This is a genomic window from Nibrella viscosa (assembly GCF_039541875.1).
Taxonomy (GTDB): Bacteria; Bacteroidota; Bacteroidia; order Cytophagales; family Spirosomataceae; genus Nibrella; species Nibrella viscosa.
In genome coordinates this window covers 1-26,087 of record NZ_BAABHB010000003.1, presented here as the reverse complement: position 1 = coordinate 26,087, position 26,087 = coordinate 1, and the positions used below count along the sequence as shown (strand labels likewise).

Here is a 26,087-nt window from a genome sequence, read left to right as displayed (position 1 = left end):
GGCAGACGCCCGGCCGGGGTTTTACTTTTGCAGCGTGACGGTAACCGTAGTCCGGTTGAAGGCCCCGAAGCAGCCAAGCCCACCTTCGATGTTTCCGGAAATCAGTACCGGCTCGGCAAACGGGTTACCGCCGGTCTGGTCCTGCCGGAATACGGTGGTGTGGTAGTCGTAATAGATACGGTCGGTATGCAGTAAGTGGGCCGTAATGGTGTAGCTGCGCCGGGTCTGACCCGGACGTACCGCAGCCGGAAACTCACCCCGTGGCGAGGTGATCGCCTGCCCGTCCTGGTTTCGGTCGGCGATCAGGGCGTTGCCCCGGCCAAACGAGAGCGCCGAAAAGGCGGTACTCCGGCTGGAATCTACCGGGTAGGCTACATCACCGGCTACCCGGTAGTAGTTGGTTTGGCCGGCCGGGTCCTGCCACGTCATCCGCACATAATATACCAGATCCCGCTGGTTGGTAAAAATACGGTTGGTTACCGCCGAGTCGAGCAGCGCCGATCGGATCGGAATGGCTTGCGGTACGGTACACACCGCCTGAACCGGCTGGTAGGTGGGTGCGCTGACCTGCAGCCGATACGTTTGCCCCGCCCGGATCGGGAAGGTGCGGGTACTGACCGAATAATGGCCTTCCTGCAACCTAAACGGCAACGTAATGGTGCGGGTACCCTCCGACAAAACGACGGTTGCGCCGGCCAGCGTAGCACGAACCCCGGCCGATGTGCCAAATACCGGCCGCGACTCACCCACGATCACGACCAGCGCCGTATCCTGGGGTGAAATAAAGCCGTGAACCACCAGTTTTTTATCGACCTTCGGCAGGTTGCCGGGGTTTACGTCCTGTACCAGGTTGTTGCAGGCGCTGACCGACAGCAGCGCCATAACTCCCACAAGCAGTTGGCGAAACAACATAGCCAATCAGAATTTGAAGTTGTAACTAAACGATGGCACGACCGGAAACACGGAGTACCGTTTCAGCACGGTAACCGCCGGCTGCCCCTGCCCCTGCTCTTTGGTATCCAGGTTGTAGTAGAACGGGTTCCGGCGGTTATACAGGTTATAGACGCTCAGCTCCCAGGTGCGTTCGTAGTACCGCTTTTTCTTGTGAAACTGAATGCTGAAGTCCATCCGGTGATAAGCCTCCGCCCGAAAGCTGTTGCGGGGACCATAGTCGTTAACAAACCGCGCCCGGCCAAAATTCCGGTTTCCGTTGCTAAGGCCCGTCATGGTGTTAGCCTGGTGCGGATACGCCGTGTACTCGGCAAGCGGCAGCGTCAGCGCGTTGCCGGTGCCGTACACCCACGTGCCCGCCAGCGTAATGCGGGGTGTCAGCTCGTAAATACCGACGAGCGAAATATCGTGCCGGCGGTCGTAGCGGGGGTAAAACGTCTGGCCGAAGTTCAGCTCCGGAAACTGCCACTGCGTCCACGACAGGGTGTAGCCTGTCCAGCCGGAGAACCGGCCAACTTTCTTTTGCAGCAGGAACTCAGCCCCATACGACCAGCCTCTGCCGGTCGTTACGTTATCCTCCCAGCGCACATCGTTGGCCGAGTTGGGATCGTTGACGAGCAGAAAGCTGGCCCCTTCGCGGTAGTTGATGATGTTGTTCATCGTCTTGTAATACCCTTCGATGGTCAGCGTCAGCCCTTTTTCGGTAAAATCTTTGGCAACCCCGGCCGCCACCTGCTGCGACTGCTGGGGTTTCACACGGTCGGTGGTGGGCACCCAAAGATCCGTAGGCAGACCGATACCGGTATTCGACAGCAGGTGAACGTACTGGTTCATCAGCGCGTAAGACGCCTTCACCGACAGGTCTGGTTTCAGCACAAAAGCCGCCGATAGCCGGGGCTCCGGCCGGATATAGCTGATCTCCTTATGCGCAAAATGACTAAGCCGGAAGCCGCCGTTGATGCGCCAGCGATCGGTCGGCTTCCAGGTATCTTCGGCATATATACCCGACTCAACCACGTTAATGGCTTCGACCTCCCGTTTAAACTGGGTAATTTCGGTATCCCGCAGCACAATGGCGCTGGGCGTAAAGCGGTGAAAGATACTTTGCAGGCCAAACCGCAGCGAATGCTGGGGGGTGGGGTAAAAATCGACATCGTACTTAGCCATCAGGTCGCGAATGCCGGAGTCGTACCGCAGGCTATAGGTTTGCTGGGTACCGTCGGCGCTTCGGCTCTGGTCGTCGGTGTAAATCTGAAAGTTGTAGTTACTGAAGATCAGCGAAGTATTGGCAAACAATTTCTCGGAGAACAGATGATTCCAGCGGAGCGTGGCCGTAGCGTTTCCCCAGTTCAGGCCGGCATTCGTTGAGCCACCAGTGCTTTTTTCGCGGCTGTAGAACTTGTCACGACCGAAGTAGCCGCTCAGGTAGAGCTTGTCTTTCCGCCCGAAGTCGTGATTGACTTTGGCGTTGAGGTCGTAGAAATAGTAACCCGCCGTTGTATTGCCATCGCTCTGCGCCCGAATGAGCGGCCGGGCCACCAGGTCGAGGTACGTTCGCCGGGCGGAGATCAGAAAGGAAGACTTGCCTTTCTGAATGGGCCCTTCCAGCGTCAGCCGGGAGGCAATCAGGCCAATCCCCCCCTCGCCGTGCAGCTTTTCCTTATTGCCGTCTTTCATATTCATTTCGATCACCGACGACAGCCGGCCGCCGTACCGCGCCGGAAAACCTCCTTTGGTCAGCTCCACACTTTTGAGCGCATCGCCGTTGAAGACCGAAAAGAAGCCGAAGAGGTGATTGGCGTTGTAAACGATGGCATCGTCCAGGATAATCAGGTTCTGGTCGGGGCCGCCCCCGCGCACATAGATACCCGTGCTACCCTCGGAACCTTTCTGCACGCCCGGCATCAGTTGCAGCACTTTCAGCACGTCTTTTTCGCCCAGCAGGGCCGGTATCTTTTTGATCTGCGCCACCGGAATCTCAATCTGGCTCATCTGGGCACTTTCGCTGATTTTCTCGGCGGCCCGCGCTCCCCGCACCACCACTTCCGTCAGGGTGCGGCCGGGAGCCAGTTGAATATTCAGCTCGGTATTCCGGCGCAGACTAAGCGGGCGGGTCACCGGCTCGTACCCCACAAACGAAAACGTAAGCGTGAGGCTATCCTGCGCCGGCAGCGTCAGCGAGTAAAAACCGTAGGTATTGGTGGAGGTGCCGGTAGCCGTGCCGGGTAGGTAGACACTGACGCCGATGAGGGCTTCCTGACTGCCCTGCTCCCGCACATACCCACTAACCGTATAGCGGGTTTGGGCGCAAGCCGGGTACTGACTAAAAAGGCTGGTAAGGCAGACCAGCCACAGAATAGGTACGAGTTGTTTCATGCAACAGAAAAGAACACTATGGTTTAATACGCCCAAGCCACCGGAACCGTATAGCAAGGTACTGGAGAACCGGAAGGTATCCAACAAAAAAGATAAACAGCCGTTCTGTTCATATGGCGAATGTGCAGGAATCACAAACAGTTACGGCAGTTCGCCGGAGACTGGCAGTGGGCCGGGCATTGGGCAATTCTGCAACGGCATCATACGCTCTCCGGGAAAGATTCGTTACCTTACTACCAGCTTGTTGACAGATCATATTGAAGGTTTAGAACCGTGATGAAGCGACTATTACTTTTCCTGATAGGTACAGCAGGCCTGCTGACGCTGGGCTGCTCCCGCGAGAACCCAACGGCCATTGGGCAGGGGCAACTCCAACTGGCTTTCGAACATATGGTGGGCAGCCGGCCCCTGCAACCAGGCAGCACAACCTACACCAACGGGAGTGGTGAAGCCTTTACCGTTACCACCCTGAACTACTACGTCACCAATATCCGGCTGAAAAGAGCCGACGGCTCCGAATATGTGGTGCCGCAGGACAGCAGTTATTTTCTGGTGCGGGCCACCGACCCGGCTAGCCAGGTGATTACCCTGCGCAACCTGCCGGAGGGCGACTATACTGCCGTTTCGTACCTGCTGGGCGTCGATAGTCTGCGCAACACCCTGGGCATTGAGATGCGTAAAGGTGTGCTGGACCCGGCCGGGGGCCATCAGGGTGGCATGTACTGGGACTGGAACAGCGGCTACATTCATTTTAAGCTGGAGGGAACGTCGCCCGTAGCCCCGGCTACCACCAACGGCAACACCTTTATGTACCATATTGGTCTTTTTGGTGGCTACCAGAGCCGGACCCTCAATAATATACGCAGCGTCACCATCCCGTTGGGCAGCCTCCCCGCCCGGGTTGCCGCCGGCGCTATTCCCCGCATACGCCTTGAGGCCGATGTGCTGAAGGTATTCGACGGGCCGACTACCCTGCGCATTGCCCAGGCTCCCCTGGTTATGGTATCGCCCCTGTCGGCAAGCGTAGCCGATAACTATGCCCGCATGTTCCGCTTTGTTGGCCTAACCTCGGAGGGGCGATGAAGGATCTGGTCAGGATAGCGCTGTTGCTGGCGGGTGGACTGGCCGGGCTGCTGGCCTGTCAGTTAAATCATGCCGACACGGATGAGCCCGTGACACCCACTCCCCCCACCGGCGGCAGCTTTCAGGCTACCCCCTACCCCTGGCAGCCGCCCGCCCATTTTCCCGACATGGTGTATGACCTGAGTAAAAACCCGCTTACCTACGAAGGGGTGCAGCTCGGGAAAACCTTGTTTTACGACGGACTGCTGTCACGCAACGGCACCATCAGTTGCGGCTTCTGCCACTCGCCGTTCACCGCATTTGCCCATACCGACCACGCCCTGAGCCACGGCATCGACGACCGAATCGGCACCCGCAACGTACCGGGTATTCAGAACGTCGCCTGGTCGAAGAACTTTTTCTGGGATGGCGGGGTGGTGCACCTGGACCTGTTGCCCATTGCCCCTATCCAGCACCCCGACGAGATGGGTGATTCGCTTGCCAATGTGCTGCGGAAAGTAGGGAACAGCGGCCGGTACCGGCCGCTGTTCAAAGCAGCTTATGGCACCGAGGAGGTAACGTCGGAGCGATTACTCAAAGCCCTCTCGCAGTTTATGCTGACGATGGTGTCGGCCAACAGCAAATACGACAAATACCTGCGCAAGGAATCGGGTGGTACGCTGACCGATGCCGAGCAGCGGGGCCTGAGCCTGTTTACCCAGCACTGCGCCGGTTGCCATGCCGGACCTCTGCAAACCGATCAGCGTTTCCGCAACAACGGCCTGCCGCCTGCACCGGCCGACCGCCCGGCCGACCTGGGGCGCTACGCCATCACGCTCCGCCCCGAAGACCGCTTTGCTTTTCGGGTGCCAAGCCTGCGCAACGTGCAGATGACCCCACCTTATATGCACGACGGTCGTTTTCAGACGCTGGAGCAGGTTTTGCAGCATTATGCCGGCGGAGTAGTGGACAGCCCCACGCTGGACCCGCAGCTCAAAGCCAACGGCAAAACGGGTATTCCGTTAAGCGCCGGCGAGCAGCGCGACCTCATCCAGTTTCTGTACACCCTCACCGATTACGATTTCATCACCAACCGGCAGCTCCAACCCAACTAAGCTGATTTCGCTTCCGATATGGAGTGTAGTATTCCCCCTGCTTCAGACCCGCCATGGCCATAGCATTACTTTGCGCATTGCGGTGAATGACCCGTACCTCAACTAGGAGTTGCCTCCGCTTTCGTTGCAATTGTTAGTCAAGAATGCCTCAAGCATACCATTGTCCTGCCTGATCAGCCCCTGGCTATCACCGCTACGACCGAGCTGACCGGGTAGTTGGGGATCCGGAATAATTTTCAGCGCGAAGCTTCGCGCGTCCTCAGCCTGAGCAACATCCCGGCCCAGTACCGAATGCTGAGACAAGGCCTGCCAACCGTATAGATGAAAGCAGACTGTTTGTTGTGACACTGCCGCTGGTCTCCGCACCGGAACCCACCAGGTGAACGGATTCATTCTTGATTTTCTTAAATAACTGAACAGCTCTCAAGAAAGAGGTTAACGAATAAGTATTAAAACGGTTACTTTCCGATACAAAACCGGCTGAAAATTGAATCCAGCAAATCGTCGGTTGTGACTTCGCCGGTGAGTTCGCCGAGGTGGCGGAGGGCCTGGCGGAGGTCCATGGCGAGCCAGTCGGCGGTGACGCCGGCGTCAAGACCGCCGATGGCGCGGGCAAGGGCCTGGTCGGTGCCGGTCAGATGCTCGTAGTGGCGGGTGTTGGTGACTACGGCGCTGCCGGTCTGCACGGCGGCATCGGTGCGGACGCGGGCAGATAAGGCGGCTTTCAGTTCATCGATACGCTCGTCGCGGGCCGAGATCCAGGTGATGGATTCGTCGGCAGCCGCTTCCAGTTGCTGCCGCTGGTCAGCGGTGGTTACGTCGGCTTTGTTGCCGACGAGGATGTAGGGTTTGCCGCTGTCGTGGATGTCGGCTAAGGCGGCTTTGAGTTCGGCGGGGATTATGTTGGCTCCGTCGAAGAGGTAGATAATCAGGGCGGCATCGCGCATTTTCTGCTGGGTACGCTCTACGCCGATGGCCTCAATGGTGTCGGTGGTATGCCGCAGCCCGGCGGTGTCGATGAGCCGGAAGCGGATACCGTCGATGAACAATTCGTCTTCGATCACATCGCGGGTAGTGCCGGGTATCTCCGAGACAATGGCTTTTTCCTCGTTCAGCAGGGCATTCAGCAGGGTCGATTTACCGGCATTGGGCTTACCCACAATCACTGTCGGTACACCGTTCTTGATGGCGTTACCGGCCGAGAACGAGTCGATCAGCGGGCGCAGCACCCGACGAATATCCAGCATTAATGACCGCAGTTGTTCGCGTTTGGCAAACTCCACATCCTCTTCGCCAAAATCCAGCTCCAGCTCCACCAGCGCCACAAAATCGATCAGTTGCTGCCGGAGGGCCTTCAGTTGTTTGGAGAAACCGCCCCGCAGTTGGGTGAGGGCCGCCCGGTGGCTGGCTTCGGAATCGGCGGCAATCAGGTCGGCAACGGCTTCAGCCTGCACCAGGTCAAACTGACCGTTCAGAAACGCCCGCTGGGTAAACTCGCCCGGCCGGGCCAGCCGCACGCCTTCGCGGGTGAGCCGCTGCAAAATCTGCCGGATAATATAATCGGAGCCGTGGCAGGAAATCTCGACCACATCTTCTTTGGTGAACGAGTGAGGACCACGAAAAATCGTTACCAGGACTTCATCAATGATACCCCCATTCTCATCGCGCAGCGTACCGAAATGCACGGTATGAGAAGCCTGCCGGCTCAGGTCTTTGCCTTTAAATATTCGATTAACCACCTCAATAGCCCCTTCACCCGACACACGCAGGACGGCAATGGCACCAATGCCCGGTGCGGTGGCTAAGGCGGCAATCGGCTCAAGTTGTAAAATGCTCATACAGGGGTAACACACGCAACAGGCGCTAAGGTTTCGCAAACCGGGCGGAGGTGCTGCGGGAGAGTAAATCAGAGAAAACGGGGAGTTTGGTCGTCAGCGTTACCAGCCGGGTTTCTAGGGGCACTTCCGGTATCGCCAGCATGTCGGCATGGGTATCGCCCAGGAAAAAGCGCATCTGGGCAGCCGCCAGGTTGTACGCGCTCGGCGAACCAGCCTGCTGCTCCAGCGCCCGCAACAGGGCTTTTGTTAATCCTTTTCCGGCTTCCGATTCCTCAAACTGACGCTGGGCAATGATCCGGTCGAGGTGAAAAGCTTCGCGCAGGTTTTGCGGCAGCAGTTCTTCGGCCACGCCATTGATATACCCAACCACATTCAGGTGGTGCAGATAAGCCTCTTCCTCGGCCTCATTGGTGCTGATGTTGGCCTTCCGCAGGCCCCGGATAACTATATACGAGAACGCTCCGTTGGTGCCGGCCATATCTTCCTGGTTTACCGGGTAGCCCCAATCCATGTTCCAGCGGCCGCTATGCAGCACAAACCAGCGCGAGGCCGCGTGGATGAGCCGGATTTTCAGAATACGCGTAAAAATGGTCCCATTGGCCCACTCCTTCTCGTTCATCACGCCAAACACAAACTCACCGGTTTCCTGCAGCCGGCGGAACGTGTCGTTTTTGATCCGCTCCGTCAGCCAGAGTACCTGGGCTCCGTCGGCCGCGAGGTAGCAATAGGGCAGTGAGCAACAGCCTAGAGCCAGCGCAATAGCGCCGGCATGGCTCCAGAAGAAACTCATGCCCGACTTCATCTTTTGGGCGTCGGCCCAGGCCGGCAGGTGCGAAAACGATTGTATGAACTGCTGAACCGGCTCCGGCTGCCCGCCCAGCGAAAGATTCTGCGGATCGGCCAGCCAGCGCATGAGGGTTCTTAGCTCTTCTTTACCGTGCTGATCGACTACCGCCGAAATAGCCGCATCGGCCGGTGCATCGCCCTGCAGGCGATAGTGCTGAAGAAGTTCGTCCGTAAAAACGCGGGTGGGTTTGATGATCGACGGCATAGGTTTCACTGGTTTCTACCCGGATAACGACCTGTGCAGGCGATAAGTTTGCTTCTTACAGGCTTAGCTGCAAGCCATCGTACCCCAGGTGCATGTTAGGCGGTAGTTCTTTTTCGACCTCCCGGTGCAGACCCATTTTATGGCTGATGTGGGTAAAAAAAGTAAGTTCCGGCCGGATACGATCCACCAGCGCCACCGCCTGTGCCAGGGTAAAATGCGAGATGTGGTCGTTGCGCTGTAGGGCATCCAGTACCAGCACCTGCGTGCCGTACACCTTCTCCAGTTCTTCTTCGGAGATGTAGTTAAGGTCGGTAAGGTACGTGAAGTTATGAACCCGGAAGCCAAATACCGGCAGGCGGTGGTGCATTACCTCTATGGGTATGATTCGAACGCCGGCGGCCTCAAACGGTTCCTTGTCGATCTCATGGGTGCGGATGCTGGGCACACCGGGATATTTTTTATCCGCAAAAACGTAGGCAAACTCGGTTCGGAGCTGGTTCAACACCCGCCCATGGCCGTATATGGGGATTTCTTCCTGCTGCCGGAAGTTAAACGCCCTGACCTCGTCCAGACCGGCAGTATGGTCTTTATGTTCGTGGGTGAAGACTACCGCATCCAGCCGCTGCAAACCCAGCCGGAGCATCTGCTGCCGGAAATCCGGCCCGGTATCGATCACGATACTCTGCCCATCCACGGCCAGGTGTACCGACGAGCGCAGTCGTTTGTCGCGGTAATCGACCGACCGGCAAACCGCACACGTGCAGCCAATCATAGGCACACCCGACGACGTACCCGTACCGAGGAGGGTTACTTGCATAGAGTAGTCGATAGTGGTTAGTCGTTAGTCAATAGTGCTGACGCCCGACTTACTATCGACTACCTACTATTGACTAACGACTACAACTTTTAGTTATCCGTTAACTGATTGACCACTTCAACCAGGCGGTCGAAATTCAGGGGTTTGACAAGAACGTCGTTGAAGCCGGCCGCTTTAAATTCTTCCTCCGTATAGTTTTTCGCGTTACCGGTAATAGCCACAATGGGTACAGCCGCTTTTTCGGCTTGCGGTAAGGCCCGAACCCGCCGAACGCACTCCATACCATCCATCACCGGCATGTTGATATCCAGCAGCAGAATCGAGAAATCTTCTTTCTCCAGAATCTGTAAGACCTGCTCACCGTTCTTTACGGCCGTTATATCATAGTTCTGAAACTCAAGGATTTTACGGGCCAGGTTTTGGATAACCGAACTGTCTTCAGCAATCAGGACACGTTTAGAAGCTGACATAAGGAGTTAGTCGAGGGTAATAACGATGGTTTTGCCGTGGTGAAATTAACGATAAATCTCTAAACGCAAAAAGCGGGACCAATCCACCTCCCTGCAATTCCCCAAATATATGTAGCCACATCAATTCAAAAGGCGGACAAGTGCCAGATTAAATTTTATAGAATTAACATCCCGGTAACACTTTTGTCAGCTATCTTTTGTACATTTACTTTCTCATCCCACTACAGGGTCCTGATTAATGCACTTCGACTACCGCTTTTTCGGAGTGTAATATGTCTGCAAGCGGTTTTACGAACGCCCACTGTTCGTCTGTTTATGTCGCACGTCGGTTATCGCTCCGTTTACTACTCTTATCACCAAACTTATGAAATTAACCGGACCCGAAGGTGCGTTCGAATTACAAATACTGGATTACGAATGTACGGATGCCCCTTCCTTCTTAGATCGGAATTGGCTCCTTGTTCACCTGCGTGCGCGTTACCAGGACAAAGAGCATTCCTGCACCGCTTCGCTGCTGTCGACCTGGGAGGTTGAGATGCTGCTGGGCTGGATGCAGTCGGTAGCCGCCAATCAGGAGCTGGCCCCTAAAGTTACGTTTGTTGAGCCCAGCCTGAGCATCAGTAATGCCTCCGCTAAAAAAGATAAGTACGAATTTCAGATAAAACTGGCCGGTGAAGCCGCCCCTGCCTGGTACGATAATGGCAAACGGCCCTTCTGGCTGTCGGTAAAAGCAGACCCGCAGGAGCTTCGGGGAGCCATTCAGGATTTACAGGGCCAGTTGAAGCAGTTCCCCGTGAGGGAGTAGTTGATTGGTTCATTAGGTACGTGGTTTGCTGGTTAATCAGTTCCATCGCCTGTTAACCAGCAAACCACGTACCTAACAACCCAATCAACCAATCAACCCTCTATGCGTCTCCAGGAACTTCTGGAAGGCTTCGCTCAACTGCTTCAGATCGTGGCCCAGCGTATCGGTATCATTGGTCTTCAGCTTTCCTTCGGCGTCGCGGGCAATGTGGGCTACGGCAGTCACCCCGATGGTGCCGGCGCTGCCTTTCAGGGTGTGCAGGTGACTCTTCACCGTTGCAATATCGCCCAGGGCATAGGCATCCAGTGAGCTCTGCACCAGTTCGGAGGCTTCGTCGACGAACTCCTCAAAGATGGAATCTACCAACTCCTGCCCTCCCAGTTCACGCAGTTGCCCGACAATCTCAGCATCAATGACCGGCACCGCCATGTTCTGCGCAATCACCTGCTGCTTCTGCTGCCACTGAACCGACTCCTTCCGCGATTTACCGGCATCGTAAATTTCCTTTACTTTGGTAATCAGGCTATGCGCCCGAATGGGCTTGGCAATGTAATCGTCGAGGCCCTGGCTCAGGAACCGCTCGCGGTCTTCACGCATAGAGTAGGCGGTCATGGCCACAATGGTCGGTAGCCGACTGCCGAATTTCGCCCGCATCTGCCGGGTGGTTTCTACGCCGTCCATGTCGGGCATCTGAATATCCATAAAGATAAGGTCGAACCGGGCCGGACCCTCCAGCGACCGGCCGAACTGCTCGATGGCCTCGAAACCACTGGCGGCTGTTGTGATGACACAGCCGGCTTTTCGCAGAATTTCACTGGCTACTTTCCGGTTTACGGCATTGTCATCCACCAGCAGCACACTCGGATGGTCGTCTTTGAAGAAGTCGACCAGTGTCACTTCGGCGGCTTCTACGCTGGCGCTGGTTGGGGCAATGGCGGTTTCCTTTACTTCGATGGTAAACCAGAACGTACTCCCCTGCCCTACTTCGGAATGCACGCCCACCTCGCCTTTCATCAGGTGCGCCAGTTCTTTGGAAATCGCCAGGCCCAGACCGGTTCCGCCAAATGACTTCTTTGACGATGTATCGACCTGGCTGAACGAGTTGAACAGCAGCCCAATGTTCTCCGGCGAGATACCAATGCCGGTATCCCTTACCTCAACGCGTACCCGGTTGAACTTGCCCCGCTTACTCACCACCGACGCGTCGACGTGGACCGAGCCGTTTTCGGTGAATTTGATGGCGTTGGAGGTCAAATTCGACAGGATCTGCAGCAGCCGCGTCTGATCGGCAATGATGTACGTCGGCAGATCGTCGCTCAGGTGGTAGCTGAGCGTATTGTTTTTGGCATTGGCCTGCTGCGAAAACAAGGCGATCAGTTTATCGAATACCTCCCGGAACGCCAGCGGAGCCTCGTGCAGCACCATTTTGCCGGCCTCGATCTTCGACAGGTCCAGAATATCGTTCAGGATGTTGAGCAGGGTCTCCGACGAGCGCTTGATGGTGCGGACATATTCCCGCTGCTCGTCGTTAAGGGGCGTATCGATGAGCAGGTCGATCATACCGATCACCCCATTCATGGGCGTCCGGATTTCGTGGCTCATGTTGGCCAGGAACCGCTCTTTCACCTTCAGCGAACGCTCCGCTTCTTCTTTGGCCTTTACCAGTTCCTGCGCCTGCCGCTTCAGTTCGGTAATGTCGCGGGCCAGGGCGGCCACCACCGAGTAGTTGCCCTGCTCGTCTTTCAGCAGCAGCATGTTAAACATAAACTGCTTTTCGGTGCCGTCTTTCCGCCGGAGGGTAGCCTCAAAATTGCGCAGGCTCCGGTTGCGCACCAGCTTGAACATGGCCCGGCGAATGACGCTCTTATCCACAAAATACTGCGTCACATCCTGCCCCAGCACCTCGTCGGGCGTGTAGCCGGATCGCTTGAAAATAGACGGGCTGACCATGGTAATACGGCCCTTGCGGTCGACGCGAACGTAGATGTCCTGGAGGTTTTCGAAAATACCCCGGAACTTCTCTTCGCTTTGGCGCAGGCTGAGTTCGGCCCGCTTCCGGTTGGTAATATCCCGCGCAATACCCGATACTTCTTCGATAACACCGCCCGACAGCAGAATGGGGTTCAGGTGGAACTCCAGCCAGGTGTCGCCCCGCTTCGACTCGAAGAACATCTCGAAGTTCTGCGGAATACCCCGGAATGCCATCCGGTATTTTTCCTCCAGCATCTTCCGGTTTTCCTCGCCGATCATGCGCCAGCCCAGTTTTTCGGTGCTGATGCTCAGGGCCGGCGTCTCGCCCAGATGGTTTTCGATCATCCGGGTGTAGTTCCTGTTGAACGAGGTCAGCTGTAGCGATTTATTTACCGACCAGATCAGGTAAGTGCTGCTGTTGAAAATAGCGTTCAGCCGGGCGGTCTGCTTGTTCAGGGCCGCTTCGTATTGCTTACGGGCAATGGCCAGCGCCACCTGTCCGGAAATAAACTCCAGCAGTTCGAGGTCACGGGGGCCGTAGGTGCGGTCATCGTCGTACGATTTCACGCCGATAATGCCCGTGATCTCGTCGCCGATCCGCAGCGGAGCCGTGAGCATCACCTTCGGCTGGTGCTGCCCATAAAGGTCGATCTGATGCTGCTCGGAGAGGGTCCGAATATCTTTTTCGTACAGGAACAGGGGCTTGTTGGCCCGAATGGTGTACTCGGTCAGCCCACTGCCGAGCCTCCGCTTGGTGAAGCGCAGATTTCCCTGGAAGTATTCGTCGACGTAGTACGGAAAGTGCACGTAGTTCTTTCCCTGGTCATACAGGGCGATAAAGAAGTTGCGGGCGTCGATGATGTTGCCCAGTTCTTCGTGGATCTTCTGGTAGAGGTCGTCCAGGTTCCGGGTGTTGATGGTCCAGTTGGCAATGCTGTAGTACAGCTTCTGCGCTTTTTCGGCCCGGATCTTACTGGTAATATCGTGCAGGATACAGCGGAAGGCCGTGGGCCGGCCCTGGTCGTAGCGGCAGTTGACACTGCCCGACAGAAAGATGGTTTTGCCGCTGCGGCTCCGGAACACCGTCTCGAAATACGGTACCTTCTCCCCTTCCTGAATACGCTTTAACCGGTCCAGGGTGGTATCCGCATAATCCGGGTGCAGAACATCAGTCAGGTTCAGGGCCGCAATCTGATCGGAGCTGTAGCCCAGCACCTCGCGCCAGGCCCGGTTCACAAAAATAAACTTCCCGTCGAGGGTGAGCAGTTGAATCAGGTCACTGGTGTTATCGACCAGGTCCTGTAACTGCGCGTTGGAGTACGACAGGGCCGAGGCTACCCGTTTTTTGTTGGTGATATCCTCGCCGATGATGGTAAACGAGGTGATAACGCCCGAAACGTTATTAACGATCAGGGAGTTAAGGTGAACATTGCGCAGGGCACCGCTCCGGGCCAGCAGGTCAATTTCCTTATGTTCCAGAAAGCCGCCCCGATCCAGCGCTTCGGTAAAGTCCTGCTGCACCTGCTCCCGGTCATCGGTCGGGATGAAGACGTCAAAAAAGTTTTTGCCGACCACCTCCTCCGGTTGCCAGGCCGTGACGCGGAAGGTGTACGGATTGATATACGATACGGTCCCGTCTTTTTCGATGGTCAGGCCGATCAGGTTCAGTTGGTCGACGGTCTTCCGCACGTCGAACAGCGGCACATGCTGGGTGCGGGGAAAGTTTTCGAGGGAGTTCAAAATATCCAGTTCTTTACTCAGCCGCCGGATTTCGGCAACCAGTTCTTCTTTGGTTTTAGCAGACCAGCGCATCCCTGTGGGTGGTTAAGTAGGAATTCCGTGGTGATAACAGCCAGATTAAATTTACAAAATTTTATGGGCTTTGTACCATACGTACCAAACAAATACACCCAGGGCGGTTATTCAGAAGCTGCAATACGCGTTCCGGTCGGGTCTATCAGCATAGATTTTCCGTTCAGGATTACCAGCGCCCGGTCATTGTGAAAATCCCCGACGGATTCGTATCTGGGCATGATTACCCAGCGGCCATCCGGACCGATAAAGCCCCACTTTTTTCCTTTGCGGGCGGCCCGGAGGCCCGAGTCACCGGAGCCCTCCACTACCTCATCGTAGGTGGTAGTAGCCGGTGCCGGTTTCGGTACCACCGGTGTTGCTTCCGGAGAGCTACTGCCGGTCCGGTCGTCGGTGGCTACATCCTCGTGCTGCCGAGCCGCCTTTCGCTTTTTTAACTGCGAGGCTGGTTTTCGTTCCGATAAAGCTGCGGTGCTGCGCTTGGACCGGCTCGGCTTTACCGGCTCTTCCGGTTGTTTTTCGGACTTGACCACCCAGAGCGTCAGGGCAATCAGTACCAGCACCACCAGAACCGCCATCAGGATAATGAACGTATCTGATTTTTCCGGCTTTGGTGGGGCCACGGCTTTAGCGGCTGCTGTCTGTTTAGGCGGAGTCGGTAAGGTTGGTGATTTTACCGGCGGAGCCTGCGGTTGCTCCCAGTGGCTGAGGTGCTTCCAGTCGGTCGAAGCCAGCTTAGCCCGGAGGTTCGGCCCTTGTGGCGTGTTGACCGAGGCATAAAAATGGTCGGTCAGGTAGGCACGTACCTCGGCCGCAACAACCTGCGCATCGTAGTCGAGCAGCGAGAACAAGGTCTGAATGGCGTTGGCCGGAATCTGCTTGTCGTACCGGTCGAGGTACCGCTTCACTTCCTCCCGAACCTGTGGCCGCAGGTCTGGTTCAGCCGGTTTCGCGGGTGGTGGAGTGGGTATTGGTTCTGGTTTTGGCGGCTCCGGGGCAAACATCCGGGTCAGAGACGGCTCCGGTTCATGGGGTGGCTCCGTTGCCAGGGGGTTTGGTTGAGTGGTTTATTGGTTGAGTGGTTGGCTAGGGGGTACCGGGGTGGGGGCCGGTGGGGCGTCGGGGATGGCGTCGAGCAAGGCCGGTATCCACTTGTCGGTCACAAACGCACGCGACAGCCGGGCGCGGTCGGCTTCTTCGACAAACGACCGCATGTCGCTCTGGTAAAGTTGTTTCTGCTGCTTCTGCGCCGTGTCGATGATCCGGCTCTTCAGTTCACTGATCCGACCAAAATCCGGGGCAACGGCGTAACTGACCTGGTTGACCAGCCGGGAGAAATCGGCCGGCGAAAGACCGAGTTGCTGGGCTTCGGCGGTCAGGCCTTTCTGACGCCATTCCCACTCGGCCACATCGCCCTCGTGCAGGACAATCTCGTCTTTGATCCGTTCTTTTAGTTCCTCCAGCGTCATTATTCAGGTATGGCTAGTTGGGGCGTTTGCGGTGTGCATTTAACCGCATTTGTATTGACCGGCCAAACTACTCAAACTTTTCAAGCCCTCAAACTGAACAAACCCGCCAAACACCGAAACGACTCATACAAAACTAATCTGGGCTTTATCGGTAATGGTCCATTTTTCGCCCTGGAGTGCCAGTTTTCCCGGCTGGTCGGTGCGGATACGACTGCCGGGTTGCGGCTGCGTCATATACATGCAAGTCTCGTTCAGGAACGAATATGGGTCAGACAGGGCCATTCGCTGGGCATCGGCGTTATCGGCCACCCGGTATTCGGCCTGTCCGTCGTTAACCAGTTGAATTTCAAAAACGGTATCGCGGTCGGGTGCCGTCAGCAGGCTGCTGACGCTGAAACCGTCGCCTAAATCGGCATTGCGGGCATAAAAGGTAGTTATTTTGGGCTTGATACGGTTGGCGGGCTGAGCCGGTGCAGCGCTTTGCCCCGGCCGGTAGGCCTGAGCGGCCGGTTGCGGGGATGCCGGTGCCGACGCCTGCGATGGCGCTGCCGGAGAGACTGGAGGTTTGGTATCCGCCGGCTGCGTTGGCCGGGAAGCCGCCTGAGGGGCCACGGTCCCCGACGCTACCGAAAGCGCTTCGGCGGCACGGGCCATGTTTTGCTCGGTACGCTGCGCGGCTGTCTCCAGCGCCTGCACCTTGTTTTGCAGGCCCTGCACCTGACCGCGCTCCTCTTCCAGCCGTTTCACCCGATTCTCCAGCTTTACCCGCTCACTCTCCACCACTTTCAGCCGGTGGCTTAGTTCCCTGATCTGCTCCCCCGCAGCCGGTTGCCGGGATTCAACGGGCGCTGCCGGCGGGCGCTTAAAAAACAACAGGTAAAGGAGTCCGGCCAGGTTTAGGATGGACAGGCACAAGGCCCAAAAACCATAGTCAATCGCCTGCGCTTCGTTCATAGCTGGTTCGTTTTGTGGTGGAAGTGAACTTGAACTGGTATCGGTTTCGGTCTCCGATGGCGTATTCTGGGCAAGGGCACTGTCGGCCACCGGAACCGTGACGGCCTCGCTCACAATCCGGTCAAGCTCCGCCTTGTAGGTGCTGTACGCCGGTAGCTGAAGCCGGTGCCGGCGGCCTATGCCGGCCGTTACCTTATCGATCAGATACGTCTGTAGCGTCGACAGTACCCGGTTGGTATTCTCGGGGTTGGTCGGTGGCGTACGCCTTTGCAGATCCTGGCTTTTCCGACGCCCATCCCGCACCAAGTCGTCGGCCCGCTGTAGTTTATTCTCTTTGATAAACAACTGCAAATCGTCGTCAGTGGTGCAGTCGTCGCATTTGGGTCGACTGACGTAGCCGAACGTTTTGGTATCGCTCGCCAGAAATTCTACGGTAGCCCGCAGCATCTGAAACGTAGCCGTTTCGACCTGTGTCTGATAGGTAGTTGAACGTTGAGCCGATGCCGGCCAGCCCACGAGCAGGCTGGTCAGCATCAGTATTCCAGGCAATAATCGTTGCATCTTCCCAGTGGTCAGGATTCGGCAATGTGTTTTGAGAGTTCGTAGAGCGCGTGTTTCAGCGGCAGGAAGAAGAACGTTTCGGCCAGCGCTTCGTTCGGCCGGCTCTCCAGCCCTACCCTGGCCAGCATGTAGCTGTCGTACACCATACCGCCCCGTGTGACATCGGTCCCCACCAGATATTCGTAGTAGCGCTCCGGTGTCTGGATATTGTACTCACTCAGGAAGTACGCTATATCCCGGTTGAGCAGCGTCTTTTCCAGGAAGTTCTTCACATTATTAAGTACCGAATTATGGAAATCGGTCTGCGCTCTGGCTTCGCCAATCTTGGTCCGGCGGTACTCAAACGGCGTCTGGTGGTCGAGTTCATCGCCCCAGTACGAGGTTGTCTCCCGGTTTTCGTACTGCGCCTTTTCGGCTCCGGCGTTTTCGAACAGGACCGCTCCGGCGGCCGTGGTCTCCTTCGGATTATCCGTCAGCACCACTTCAAAATCGGTCGGAATCGGCAGCCTGGTGTACGACTCGAACAACATCCGGGTGAACGTGATCAGCCGCGACCGCGAGCCCAGCATGTTCAGGTACTGGCTACCGCGCCCGGTAAACGTCAGGTAGCGGGGCAGTCCCAGCTGATGGCTCTCAATCAACTGCACCAGGTGGTACACAATGGCACTGTAGTGCAGGTACAGCACCAGTCGCAGCGCCGGTTTGCCGTCCTGAATCGACTGGATGAACTTGAAATGGTCGTTGTATTTGAACAAGAGGCTGACAATATCCTCGGCGGTCAGCTCCGGTTTTTCCAGGAACGTCTGTAGGATGTTATCCTCCCGCGCCGGGGCCTGGTTGAGGGTCCGCCGGTAGGTCAGGTAGTTCTTCACAAACCCGTTGTCTTTGCGATGCGACGGATGCCCCTGCTCGTTGAGCCCCCCTCCCCAGATGTCGTACCCGGCAAAGCGGAAGGAGGTGTTCAGGTAACGGCCCTGCTGCTTCATAAACAGCATAATATCGGCCGTTCCGCCCCCAATATCCACGTTGACGGTATCGGCAAAGGACTTTACGCCGTTCTTGACGAGGTAGAAATACGGGGCCAGGGCTTCGGAAATGGGTCGCTGCCGGAAGTTGTTGATGGTGCCGAATACGTTGCGGAAGGCCTGCTCCCACTCCTGCACCAAATTATCTTCGTTCAGCGCCCGCATACTCGACGGCGACAGCCAGACCACACTCGTCTGCTGAATGTTCCCCTGGTTGAGCAGCACTTTGTTGCGGATCAGCAGCAGCAGCGTTTCAAAGAACGCCCGCACCCGTGGCCGGTTCAGGGTATCGCCCGGCTGGTTCTCAAACAGCCATTTCAGGTTGGTGATGTAGTGGTTGACGCCCGTGCTGCCTTCTTCCAGGTCGATGTTGAAGCCCAGATTGACCTTGCTGAACAGGTTGTCGCCACTGTCGGTAAAGCCGCTCTTTTCGTAGACGGTGGTGCGTAGCGGGAAAACAAAGGGCGAACCGTACTCCCGACCGATGATGGAGGGCACAAATTCGCGCCGAATGAGGGTATCCATCTGCGGCAACCGGCCGTAGCTGATCGGCAGCCGATATTTGTCGTACATGGTGCGGGCCTCATAACCGTCATACGGCTTGTTGAGCGATACCATCTGCAATTCATCCTGATCCAGATTGACTTTGGTATCGCTCACCGTCAGGGCCTTCGGCTCTACGCCCCCAACGGCGGCATCGGCGTAGGCGACGTGGGTATTGGACGTACCAAAGTCGATGGCGAAGGTGTAATTCTTATACCCTTTCTGGTCGATGATGGTAAATTTCGGCAGCACCAGGCCGTTATAGGGTACGCCCCCGCGTTCGAGCCGGATTTCGACCAGGTCAAAGTCCTGCGGCACTTTATAGTAGTACGAGGCCGGCTGATCGGCCTTGGGCGTCCGGGACTCCGGGGTAGGTACGTTCAGCCACTGGTTGGAGACGATGTTCGGGAGCTGGAAGAACCGCACCGACGTAGCCGGGCGGAAACCGCAGTTGTCTTCGCTCCAGTCGGCCACCATCACGGTATATTTGTTCAGGCTCTGCCAGTACGGGTCGGGAACGGTAATGCGGTAAAAGGGGAAGAACGCCAGACCGGTCCGGAACTCCAGCACGGTTTCGGGCTTGTTCAGGTCGTATTCTTTCCGGAACTCAATGGTCCGGTTGTTGCGGATCGGGATCTTCAGCGAGGCAATCAGGACGCGGCCCAGTCCCCGGTCTTCTTCCCGAATGGAAAGCTGCTTCTGTAGATCTTCGGGCCGGAAAAAGTTAAAATACGCTTTCCGCACCGGCAGCAGGTATTCGGAGTCGCCGATGGTGCCGGTCATAAACCGTTCGTTGTTGATCCTGAACGGCATCCGGATCAGAAAATCTTCCAGGAAGTCATCCGTGGTCACAAACGGGTACCGTACGTTGTCCACACCCGGCAGGTAGCGGTCGGCCAGCAGACCGTCTTCGCTCAGGTTGTTCAGCGACGAGCGGAAGATCACCGTCTGCGGATTCCAGGGGGTATTTTTCACGTACCGGCCCGCCACATCCATCCGCGAGGCCAGGGCCAGCGGCCGCCGGACATTGGTGGGGGCTCCGTTGCGGGTTTCGCGCTGGAAATGGGTAACCGTCGGCTGCAGCACAAAGTCGCTGCTCTCCTCAATGTCGGCCATCAGGTCGGCCTCGCGCACCTTGTAGAGCACCAAACCCGGCAGCACCTGCAGGGCCGAGTTGCTTTCGCCCCCGATGGTGATCGGGTCAAAGTTACTGAGCGTGGTGCCCTGCGCCACGGGCAGCGGCACCGGGTTGTCGAAGAATACCTTGTACAGGTAATCTTTGAAACCGCCGTACAGGGCCGTACTGCCGTACTGATCGTATAAACGGCGCATATAAGTCACAAAAGCCTCGTCGCGGTCCTGGAGCGGGATGTACTCGTTCTGGAACAGAATGCGGCCGGTAGTGCTTTTGGGCGGATCGATAAACTTGTTCTGCCGCTCCTGCTCCCAGTTGGGCGAGGTAAAGACCAGCGTCAGCGGTGAGGTACCGCCCAGCAGGGCGTTTTTGTAATAGATCAGCGTAAAATTCTGGAGATTGGCCAATTCGTTGCGCAGGTCCAGTTCCAGCGCCTTGGCCAGGATCTGATGCGAATGCCGCACCGGTCCTGCGGAACCCATCGGCGCAGAGTTTGTCCGCTGGCTTAAGGTAGTCAGTCGCTCGGCCCGGCTCCAGACGCGGTAGGTCACATCATTGCTGTTGCCGGCCTGGAACAGCAGTTCGAGCATATCCAGGCAGTGCGACACCAGCACATGGTACATCGACAGCTCGCGGGGATTCAGGTTGCTGCGCACCATGCGGAAAGCCGTATCGAACAGATACAGCCGCGCAAACGGCGACGGAATGGAGGTGCCCGCTTTGGAGGCTACTCCGGACGCCCCACCGGCCGCGCCCGACAACGTATCGGGAATATGCTCGATGCGGTTACCGGTCAGACCGCCCTGGGTGCCGGTCCAACCCTGGTGATTTTGTTCACTAACGTTGGGATCGTTATCAATACGAAGGATATGAGCCATAGTACACAAAAAAAGCTGAAAAGGAGGGTTTAAACGGCGTCGGCCAGTTCCCGGTTAATGGGGCCGAGTTTTTCCCGGCACCGCTCGGCTACTTCGATCAGCACCTGCATAAAGCGCATTTCGGGCTGCGGGTAAGCCGCCTGCAAGGTATTTTCGGCTTTGCCGGCCTGTTCTTTCAGAAAGCCGTCGCTGATGCCCTTGTTGAAGAAGCCGGTCTCGATCTGCTTCGAGCGAACCATCGAGTTGTAGGGGGCATTCAAATCAAAGGGGTTGAAGCTCCGGTCGTTCTCTGCCAGTTCGCGCAGCCACTCCTTGTAGTGAAAGCTCATGAAATTGCGCAGCGAGGTATAGAATGTATTGGTGTTCAGCTGCTGCGGCAACTGGAGGTTCTTGGCGAAAGCCTCATTGATGTTGACCGGCACAAAATCGGTGAAGAACTTGGTGGCGTATGAGAACCGGATCAGCGGCTCCAGCAGGTTGTGGTACGTAAGGTCGTGGAAGTGCGGCAGATCCAGTTTCCGGTCGTTGCGTCGCAGGGCGTACTCGTAGTACCGCTTGTTGTCGCCGAAATCATCGTTGCCGGTCATGGCGAAGTTCAGCACGGCCTCGGCCGCCAGCATCTCCACCACATGGGCGTTGTTGATCTGCTGCGAACCACCCTCTACGTTCGGGTACAGCTTGGCACCAGGCCGGTCGCCGATGTAGTACAAGGCATCCAGTTGAATCTGGTTCTGGTAGTACGACAGGGCCGCCTTGGTCTTCGACAAAAACCGGTTCTGGTCAATAGAACTGCCGGCGTTCTCTTCCAGCGCAAAATACGGCATCACCGTAACGGCTCCTTTACGGGCGTTGCGGATGGGCATTTTCTGGCTGGGATGCTGCAGCAGTTTCACCAACTGCGGGAAGCCCGACGAACCGGTACCGCCAAAGATGGAGCTGATGATAAAGATCCGGTCGGTTTCGTTGTTGAACGCGCCGGTGAAATACTTATACACGGCCGAGTCTTCCAACGAGTTGAACACCACACTGCCAATGTTCGGGTTGCCCTTGAAACCTACCGACAGGTTCAGCTTCAGTTCGGCGCTGGTAGGCCGGGCCGAGTTGTCGTAGAACAGCTTCAGGAACTCCCGGTCAATATCTTCGAGGCTGCTGACGTTCAGGAACTCTTCGAACGTCCCCTGGTGCTCGGTCAGTTTGGGCAGAATAGAATCGCCGATGCGCTCCTGGGCGTTATCGGCCTGCAGCGTACCCAGCGGCTGCATGGGCGTAGCAAAGAAGGTGCGCCGTTCGGACTGACCACTCTGGGCGGCCGTGTCTTTATACGCTCCCCGGCGGATGGTTCGGTACAGTTCTACAATCCGCAGCGCCCGTTCGGTATCGCCGTTCTGCATATCCATATCGAGCAGAATGGGAATAATGGTCAGGTCGGCAGGGGTCTTTGCGCCGGCAGCCAGCAACATTGTCAGCGAGCGCAGCACCCGCGCCCCCGTTCCCCCGATTCCAAAAAGAAATAGTTTCATAAGCAGGTTAGTTTGAAGTCTGAAGTTTGAAGTCTGAAGTTAAAAATGGCGTGCCAGCCCTAACGTCAAACCTCAAACTTCAAACCTCAAACCATTTTTAAAAGGGTGTTCGTTTGGCGAAAATGGAAAAGCGCTTTAACAAGGCGGAAAAAATAGTAAAGAAGATAACGGCATAGAGCGCGTTGATGCCGCCGAAACCCTGCATGTAGCTGTCGGCGTCTTCGGCACCGGTGCGGTCCTTTGCATAGTTCAACGCATAGACAAAGCCGAAAATTGCCACCACCACCAGCGTGATTATCCAATGGGTTGTGTTATCGAAGACCGGCTTCCAGCGCCCAAGCAGCAGGTAAAACACGGCGGCTACTACCAGCGCAAATAATAAAGTAAGCATACCGACCGGGGTAAAAATCTCGTCGGCGTAGATGGGATCATTGTTCTGGCCCAGCCAGAGTTCGTACAGGGAGGTGAACATTGGTTACGTTTGAGGTTTGACGTTTGAGGTTTGAGGTTTAACGTTTGAGGTTTAACGTTGGCTTCGCCTGCTTCACGTTAAACGTCAAACGTTAAACCTCAAACGTCCTTATTTTTCAATCTTAAAAGTAAGTTGCAAAAAATCGTTGGTTGCCGATTGGTAGGCTTCTTTGACGCCGTTCATCAGGTGCTGCAGGGCAAAGGTTTTGTTCTGGCGGCCGGTGGCGGTTCGGTCATCCATCGTCGACCATTGCTCGGGCCAGTTATCAAATTTAACAGGTAGTCGAGCCGCTACATTGGCCTCGTCGCCGAATACATTATCGACCCGGAACGTCAGCACGTGCGTCGACTGGTTGAGCAGCCGCTGCTCGCGCTCGCTCAACCGGCTGGTGTTGGTTACGGCTTCTTTCTTCTGCACATTAGCGAGCTTGACGGAGGCATCTTTCGCGGTAACCACCAGGTTTTTGCGAATATAGTCTTCGGTCTGGGCGTAGGCGGGCAGGCCGTTCAGGTCCAGACCGACGGCAAATTCGGCTGGGGCACCGCCTTTGGTCTTCAGTTCGGTGATGTTGCCGTTTTTAGCCCGCCAGTCGCCTTTTTTGTTCAGCGAGAAAAACAGGTCGTATTTCTTCAGGGCGCTGCCGGTACCGAACGAAAGTGTTTTGGCCGGTTGGTTGGTCAGCATTTCCTGCATCCGCTCGTTGAAGTCGTTCAGCAATTCCTGCTTGCCGATTACCCAGATGTAAAACGGGCGGGTTTCGCCGTTCAGCGTCTGCTTGGCATTCTGGTAGTCGTAATAGGTACCATTATACGCCGAACGATAGGCATACACGGTAGCGCCGATGCCCTGCCGGTTCATCCGGACAAATTCATCGTAGATATTGTTCTTCAGCACACTCGATGCATCGGTGCGGTTGATGTCTGGGTTGCGCCGGATTTCCTGGTCGGGGAAAGACAGAATGGCGTCGGTGACCAGAATGGCGATGCTGTTGTTGCCGGCTTTTTTGGCCACCTGCTCAAAGATGGTGTGCAGCTTGGAACTTCGGCCAGACGCTAATGGAGTCGTGGCCAAATCCTGCACAAATTTGGCCGGATTACCCTTATACAGCTGCGGCTGCTCGGAGATGGTGTAGACGGTGACGGGTTTGATGGTATTGGCCTTGGTAACGACTTCCGAAACCACATCTTTGAATTCGGTACCGCCTTTCAGGTAGCCGTTCATGCTCGCCGAGGTTTCCATAAAAAAGTGGATTTCGTTGAGCGTGGCCGCCGGTGCAGCCGCCGGAGCGGTTTTGTCTTTAGTGGTTCTCGCTTTTCGGCCTGAGTTCTCTCCCCGGTCGCTGCCACCACAGCCGAAGAGGAGGCCCAGCACCAACAGGAAAAGCCAGGATTTCGATAGATTGCGAATGGACTGATTCATCATCCAATAAAAACGGAGTCAGTGGTTAGTTAGTATGACGTCGTTGATAGGGCAGCCAATAAGCTACCAGAAAAAGCACCAGCAACAGATAATTATAGGCCTCAAAGGCCGTGTCCGACTCAAAGCCGTCGCAGCTTTGCAGCCAGTAGGCCATCAGCGAACATAACGCAATAGGCCAGACATTGAGCCTGACTTTCCAGCGACCGGCCCCGTTGGCAAACCAGTAAGCCTCCAGCGCCAGCAACCCGGCAGCGGCTATGGCCCAAACCGACTCAAGCAGCGGGGGTGTTTTGCTGCCCCGCAACGGACTGGGTTCCCCTCCGGCAAAAAACAAAGCCACCAGTGCCGACAGCGATACCACAAACCCCGGCCAGTTGAGTAGCCCTGTCGCCGACGGTGTACGCTGTACCGGCTGCTGCGGAGACCGGTATGGCGAGCTGCTTACGGGCACTGGCTCATCCGGCCCGATGGCCAGCAATTCGCCGTTGCCTACGGTCAGCAATACCGACCGGTCTTCGGCGGGTGAGAACCCCGGCACCAACTGATTTTCCCGGAAGTAATGTACCCTGCCGCCGGCCTCTTTGACCAGACCACAACGGGTCAGCTCGTCGTAATGAATAATAGTACCGCGCATGAAAAGCCTGCTGGCGTCGAAAGCGGGTAAAAGTAGCGAATGCGGGATAAATTTGCTATAATTTTATGAAGCACGGTCCATGTGATTTAGTTATAGGGACAGCCTCGTACCTTTGCGGCACCAACTCGTTTCATTCGCTTATGCCCAATCGCCCCGACCGCAGCCGCTCCGACAAAAACCGTCCCGCCAGGGGTAATCAGGCCCGGCCGGATCGGACCGCATCCCGTTCGTCTGATTCTGTCCGGCCCAAAAAACACCTCGGCCAGCATTTTCTGAAGGAGGTACGAATCGCCGAACGTATTGCGGGTCTGCTGTCCGGGCACGGCAACTACCAGAAGGTACTGGAGATTGGTCCGGGTACAGGGGTGCTCACGCAGTACCTACTAAAAGACGAGCGGTTCGAGACGCATGTGGTGGAGATCGATACCGAATCTGTAGTGTATCTGCGGCAGCATTTTCCGCAGCTCGACGGGCGGATCATGGAAGGCGATTTTCTGGAGATAAAGCCGTCGGATCTGTGGACCGAGCCCTTTGCGGTGATCGGCAATTTTCCGTATAACATTTCGTCGCAGATTTTCTTTAAAATACTGGATATTCGCGACCGGGTTCCGGAGGTGGCCTGTATGCTGCAGCGCGAGGTGGCCCAGCGGATTGCGTCGCCCCCCGGCAACAAGGATTACGGCATTCTGAGTGTGCTGCTCCAGGCCTGGTATGACATCAAGTACGAGTTCACGGTGGAGCCGGGCGTATTCAATCCCCCGCCCAAAGTTCACTCGGGCGTGATCAGCCTCCGGCGTAATGCGGTTGAAACGCTGGGATGCGACGAGCGCCGGTTTGTGCAGGTAGTGAAGCAGGGGTTTAATAACCGCCGGAAAACACTGCGCAACGCCCTTAAATCCCTGAACCTGCCCGAAACCATGCTCACGCACCCGCTGCTCGACAAACGCGCCGAGCAATTGAGCGTGGCGGACTTTGTGGAACTCACTAATCTAGCGTCGCCCACGTACCCGGATCGGATCGATTTCTATGATCTAAACAAGTGAAATCGTATAATTTTCGTCATAATTTCTGTTCTGGCGAACACAGGCAAAAATCCGTTGGACAATCTTGTTGCGTACATTGTTGAGTACTAACATTTTGTTCTTGCCTTCCGCCACTTTGCGTTGATAGTATGTTCTCAGTTGTGGACAGTGTTGTATGGCCGACATG

The 26,087-nt window shown here is 56.3% G+C and carries 19 protein-coding genes and 1 pseudogene; 4 read left to right on the top strand and 16 right to left on the bottom strand.

Annotation, left to right across the window (positions count from 1 at the left end):
- Positions 1–21 precede the first annotated feature (21 nt).
- Positions 22–912, bottom strand: coding sequence for a DUF4249 domain-containing protein (locus tag ABD931_RS08695; RefSeq protein ID WP_345266042.1), 891 nt, complete (start codon positions 910–912; stop codon positions 22–24).
- A 6-nt stretch (positions 913–918) separates the two neighbouring features.
- A complete protein-coding gene (locus tag ABD931_RS08690) occupies positions 919–3,327 on the bottom strand; it encodes a TonB-dependent receptor (protein ID WP_345266040.1) in 2,409 nt (802 codons plus the stop codon).
- 276 nt (positions 3,328–3,603) lie between these two features.
- Between ABD931_RS08690 and ABD931_RS08685 the strand changes: the two genes are divergently transcribed.
- Positions 3,604–4,410, top strand: coding sequence for an MbnP family protein (locus tag ABD931_RS08685; RefSeq protein ID WP_345266038.1), 807 nt, complete (start codon positions 3,604–3,606; stop codon positions 4,408–4,410).
- Positions 4,407–5,504, top strand: coding sequence for a cytochrome-c peroxidase (locus ABD931_RS08680; protein ID WP_345266036.1), 1,098 nt, complete (start codon positions 4,407–4,409; stop codon positions 5,502–5,504). The genes ABD931_RS08685 and ABD931_RS08680 overlap by 4 nt, the downstream gene beginning before the upstream one ends.
- Before the next feature lie 458 nt (positions 5,505–5,962).
- Here the strand turns inward: ABD931_RS08680 and mnmE are convergent, their stop codons facing one another.
- The 4 genes from mnmE to ABD931_RS08660 form a co-directional block, all read right to left on the bottom strand.
- Complete coding sequence (gene mnmE, locus ABD931_RS08675) at positions 5,963–7,342, bottom strand: tRNA uridine-5-carboxymethylaminomethyl(34) synthesis GTPase MnmE (protein ID WP_345266034.1); 1,380 nt, start codon at positions 7,340–7,342, stop codon at positions 5,963–5,965.
- A gap of 25 nt (positions 7,343–7,367) precedes the next feature.
- Positions 7,368–8,393 carry an oxygenase MpaB family protein gene (locus ABD931_RS08670; protein ID WP_345266032.1) on the bottom strand — a complete coding sequence of 342 codons (1,026 nt, stop codon included), beginning with the start codon at positions 8,391–8,393 and terminating at the stop codon, positions 7,368–7,370.
- A gap of 55 nt (positions 8,394–8,448) precedes the next feature.
- Positions 8,449–9,210 carry an MBL fold metallo-hydrolase gene (locus ABD931_RS08665; RefSeq protein ID WP_345266030.1) on the bottom strand — a complete coding sequence of 254 codons (762 nt, stop codon included), beginning with the start codon at positions 9,208–9,210 and terminating at the stop codon, positions 8,449–8,451.
- 89 nt (positions 9,211–9,299) lie between these two features.
- Positions 9,300–9,680, bottom strand: coding sequence for a response regulator (locus ABD931_RS08660; protein WP_345266028.1), 381 nt, complete (start codon positions 9,678–9,680; stop codon positions 9,300–9,302).
- Positions 9,681–10,044: 364 nt separating this feature from the next.
- Between ABD931_RS08660 and ABD931_RS08655 the strand changes: the two genes are divergently transcribed.
- Positions 10,045–10,485 carry a WapI family immunity protein gene (locus ABD931_RS08655; RefSeq protein ID WP_345266026.1) on the top strand — a complete coding sequence of 147 codons (441 nt, stop codon included), beginning with the start codon at positions 10,045–10,047 and terminating at the stop codon, positions 10,483–10,485.
- An 84-nt stretch (positions 10,486–10,569) separates the two neighbouring features.
- Here the strand turns inward: ABD931_RS08655 and ABD931_RS08650 are convergent, their stop codons facing one another.
- The 9 genes from ABD931_RS08650 to ABD931_RS08610 form a co-directional block, all read right to left on the bottom strand.
- Positions 10,570–14,268: a PAS domain S-box protein gene (locus ABD931_RS08650; RefSeq protein ID WP_345266024.1), complete on the bottom strand. Its 3,699-nt coding sequence runs from the start codon at positions 14,266–14,268 to the stop codon at positions 10,570–10,572.
- 107 nt (positions 14,269–14,375) lie between these two features.
- Complete coding sequence (locus tag ABD931_RS08645; RefSeq protein ID WP_345266022.1) at positions 14,376–15,272, bottom strand: WG repeat-containing protein; 897 nt, start codon at positions 15,270–15,272, stop codon at positions 14,376–14,378.
- Between the two features lie 63 nt (positions 15,273–15,335).
- Positions 15,336–15,737, bottom strand: a complete 402-nt coding sequence (locus ABD931_RS08640; RefSeq protein ID WP_345266020.1) for a hypothetical protein — start codon at positions 15,735–15,737, stop codon at positions 15,336–15,338.
- Between the two features lie 123 nt (positions 15,738–15,860).
- Positions 15,861–17,252, bottom strand: a complete 1,392-nt coding sequence (locus ABD931_RS08635) for a tropomyosin (protein WP_345266018.1) — start codon at positions 17,250–17,252, stop codon at positions 15,861–15,863.
- 11 nt (positions 17,253–17,263) lie between these two features.
- On the bottom strand, positions 17,264–20,833 hold the full coding sequence (locus tag ABD931_RS08630; protein ID WP_345266016.1) for a hypothetical protein: 3,570 nt from the start codon (positions 20,831–20,833) through the stop codon (positions 17,264–17,266).
- A 29-nt stretch (positions 20,834–20,862) separates the two neighbouring features.
- Complete coding sequence (locus ABD931_RS08625) at positions 20,863–22,353, bottom strand: hypothetical protein (RefSeq protein ID WP_345266014.1); 1,491 nt, start codon at positions 22,351–22,353, stop codon at positions 20,863–20,865.
- A 97-nt stretch (positions 22,354–22,450) separates the two neighbouring features.
- Positions 22,451–22,825 (bottom strand): hypothetical protein, encoded by a 375-nt coding sequence (locus ABD931_RS08620; protein WP_345266012.1) that lies wholly within the window; start codon positions 22,823–22,825, stop codon positions 22,451–22,453.
- 108 nt (positions 22,826–22,933) lie between these two features.
- Positions 22,934–24,247 carry a hypothetical protein gene (locus ABD931_RS08615; protein ID WP_345266010.1) on the bottom strand — a complete coding sequence of 438 codons (1,314 nt, stop codon included), beginning with the start codon at positions 24,245–24,247 and terminating at the stop codon, positions 22,934–22,936.
- Positions 24,248–24,269: 22 nt separating this feature from the next.
- The gene (locus ABD931_RS08610; protein WP_345266008.1) at positions 24,270–24,878 is read right to left on the bottom strand and encodes a hypothetical protein; all 609 of its coding nucleotides are present in this window, start codon (positions 24,876–24,878) and stop codon (positions 24,270–24,272) included.
- Positions 24,879–25,018: 140 nt separating this feature from the next.
- Between ABD931_RS08610 and rsmA the strand changes: the two genes are divergently transcribed.
- On the top strand, positions 25,019–25,921 hold the full coding sequence (rsmA, locus tag ABD931_RS08605; RefSeq protein ID WP_345266006.1) for a 16S rRNA (adenine(1518)-N(6)/adenine(1519)-N(6))-dimethyltransferase RsmA: 903 nt from the start codon (positions 25,019–25,021) through the stop codon (positions 25,919–25,921).
- Here rsmA and ABD931_RS29370 read toward each other — a convergent pair.
- A pseudogene (locus ABD931_RS29370) lies at positions 25,910–26,087 on the bottom strand (IS110 family transposase); the annotation flags it as partial. The gene rsmA and the pseudogene ABD931_RS29370 overlap by 12 nt on opposite strands.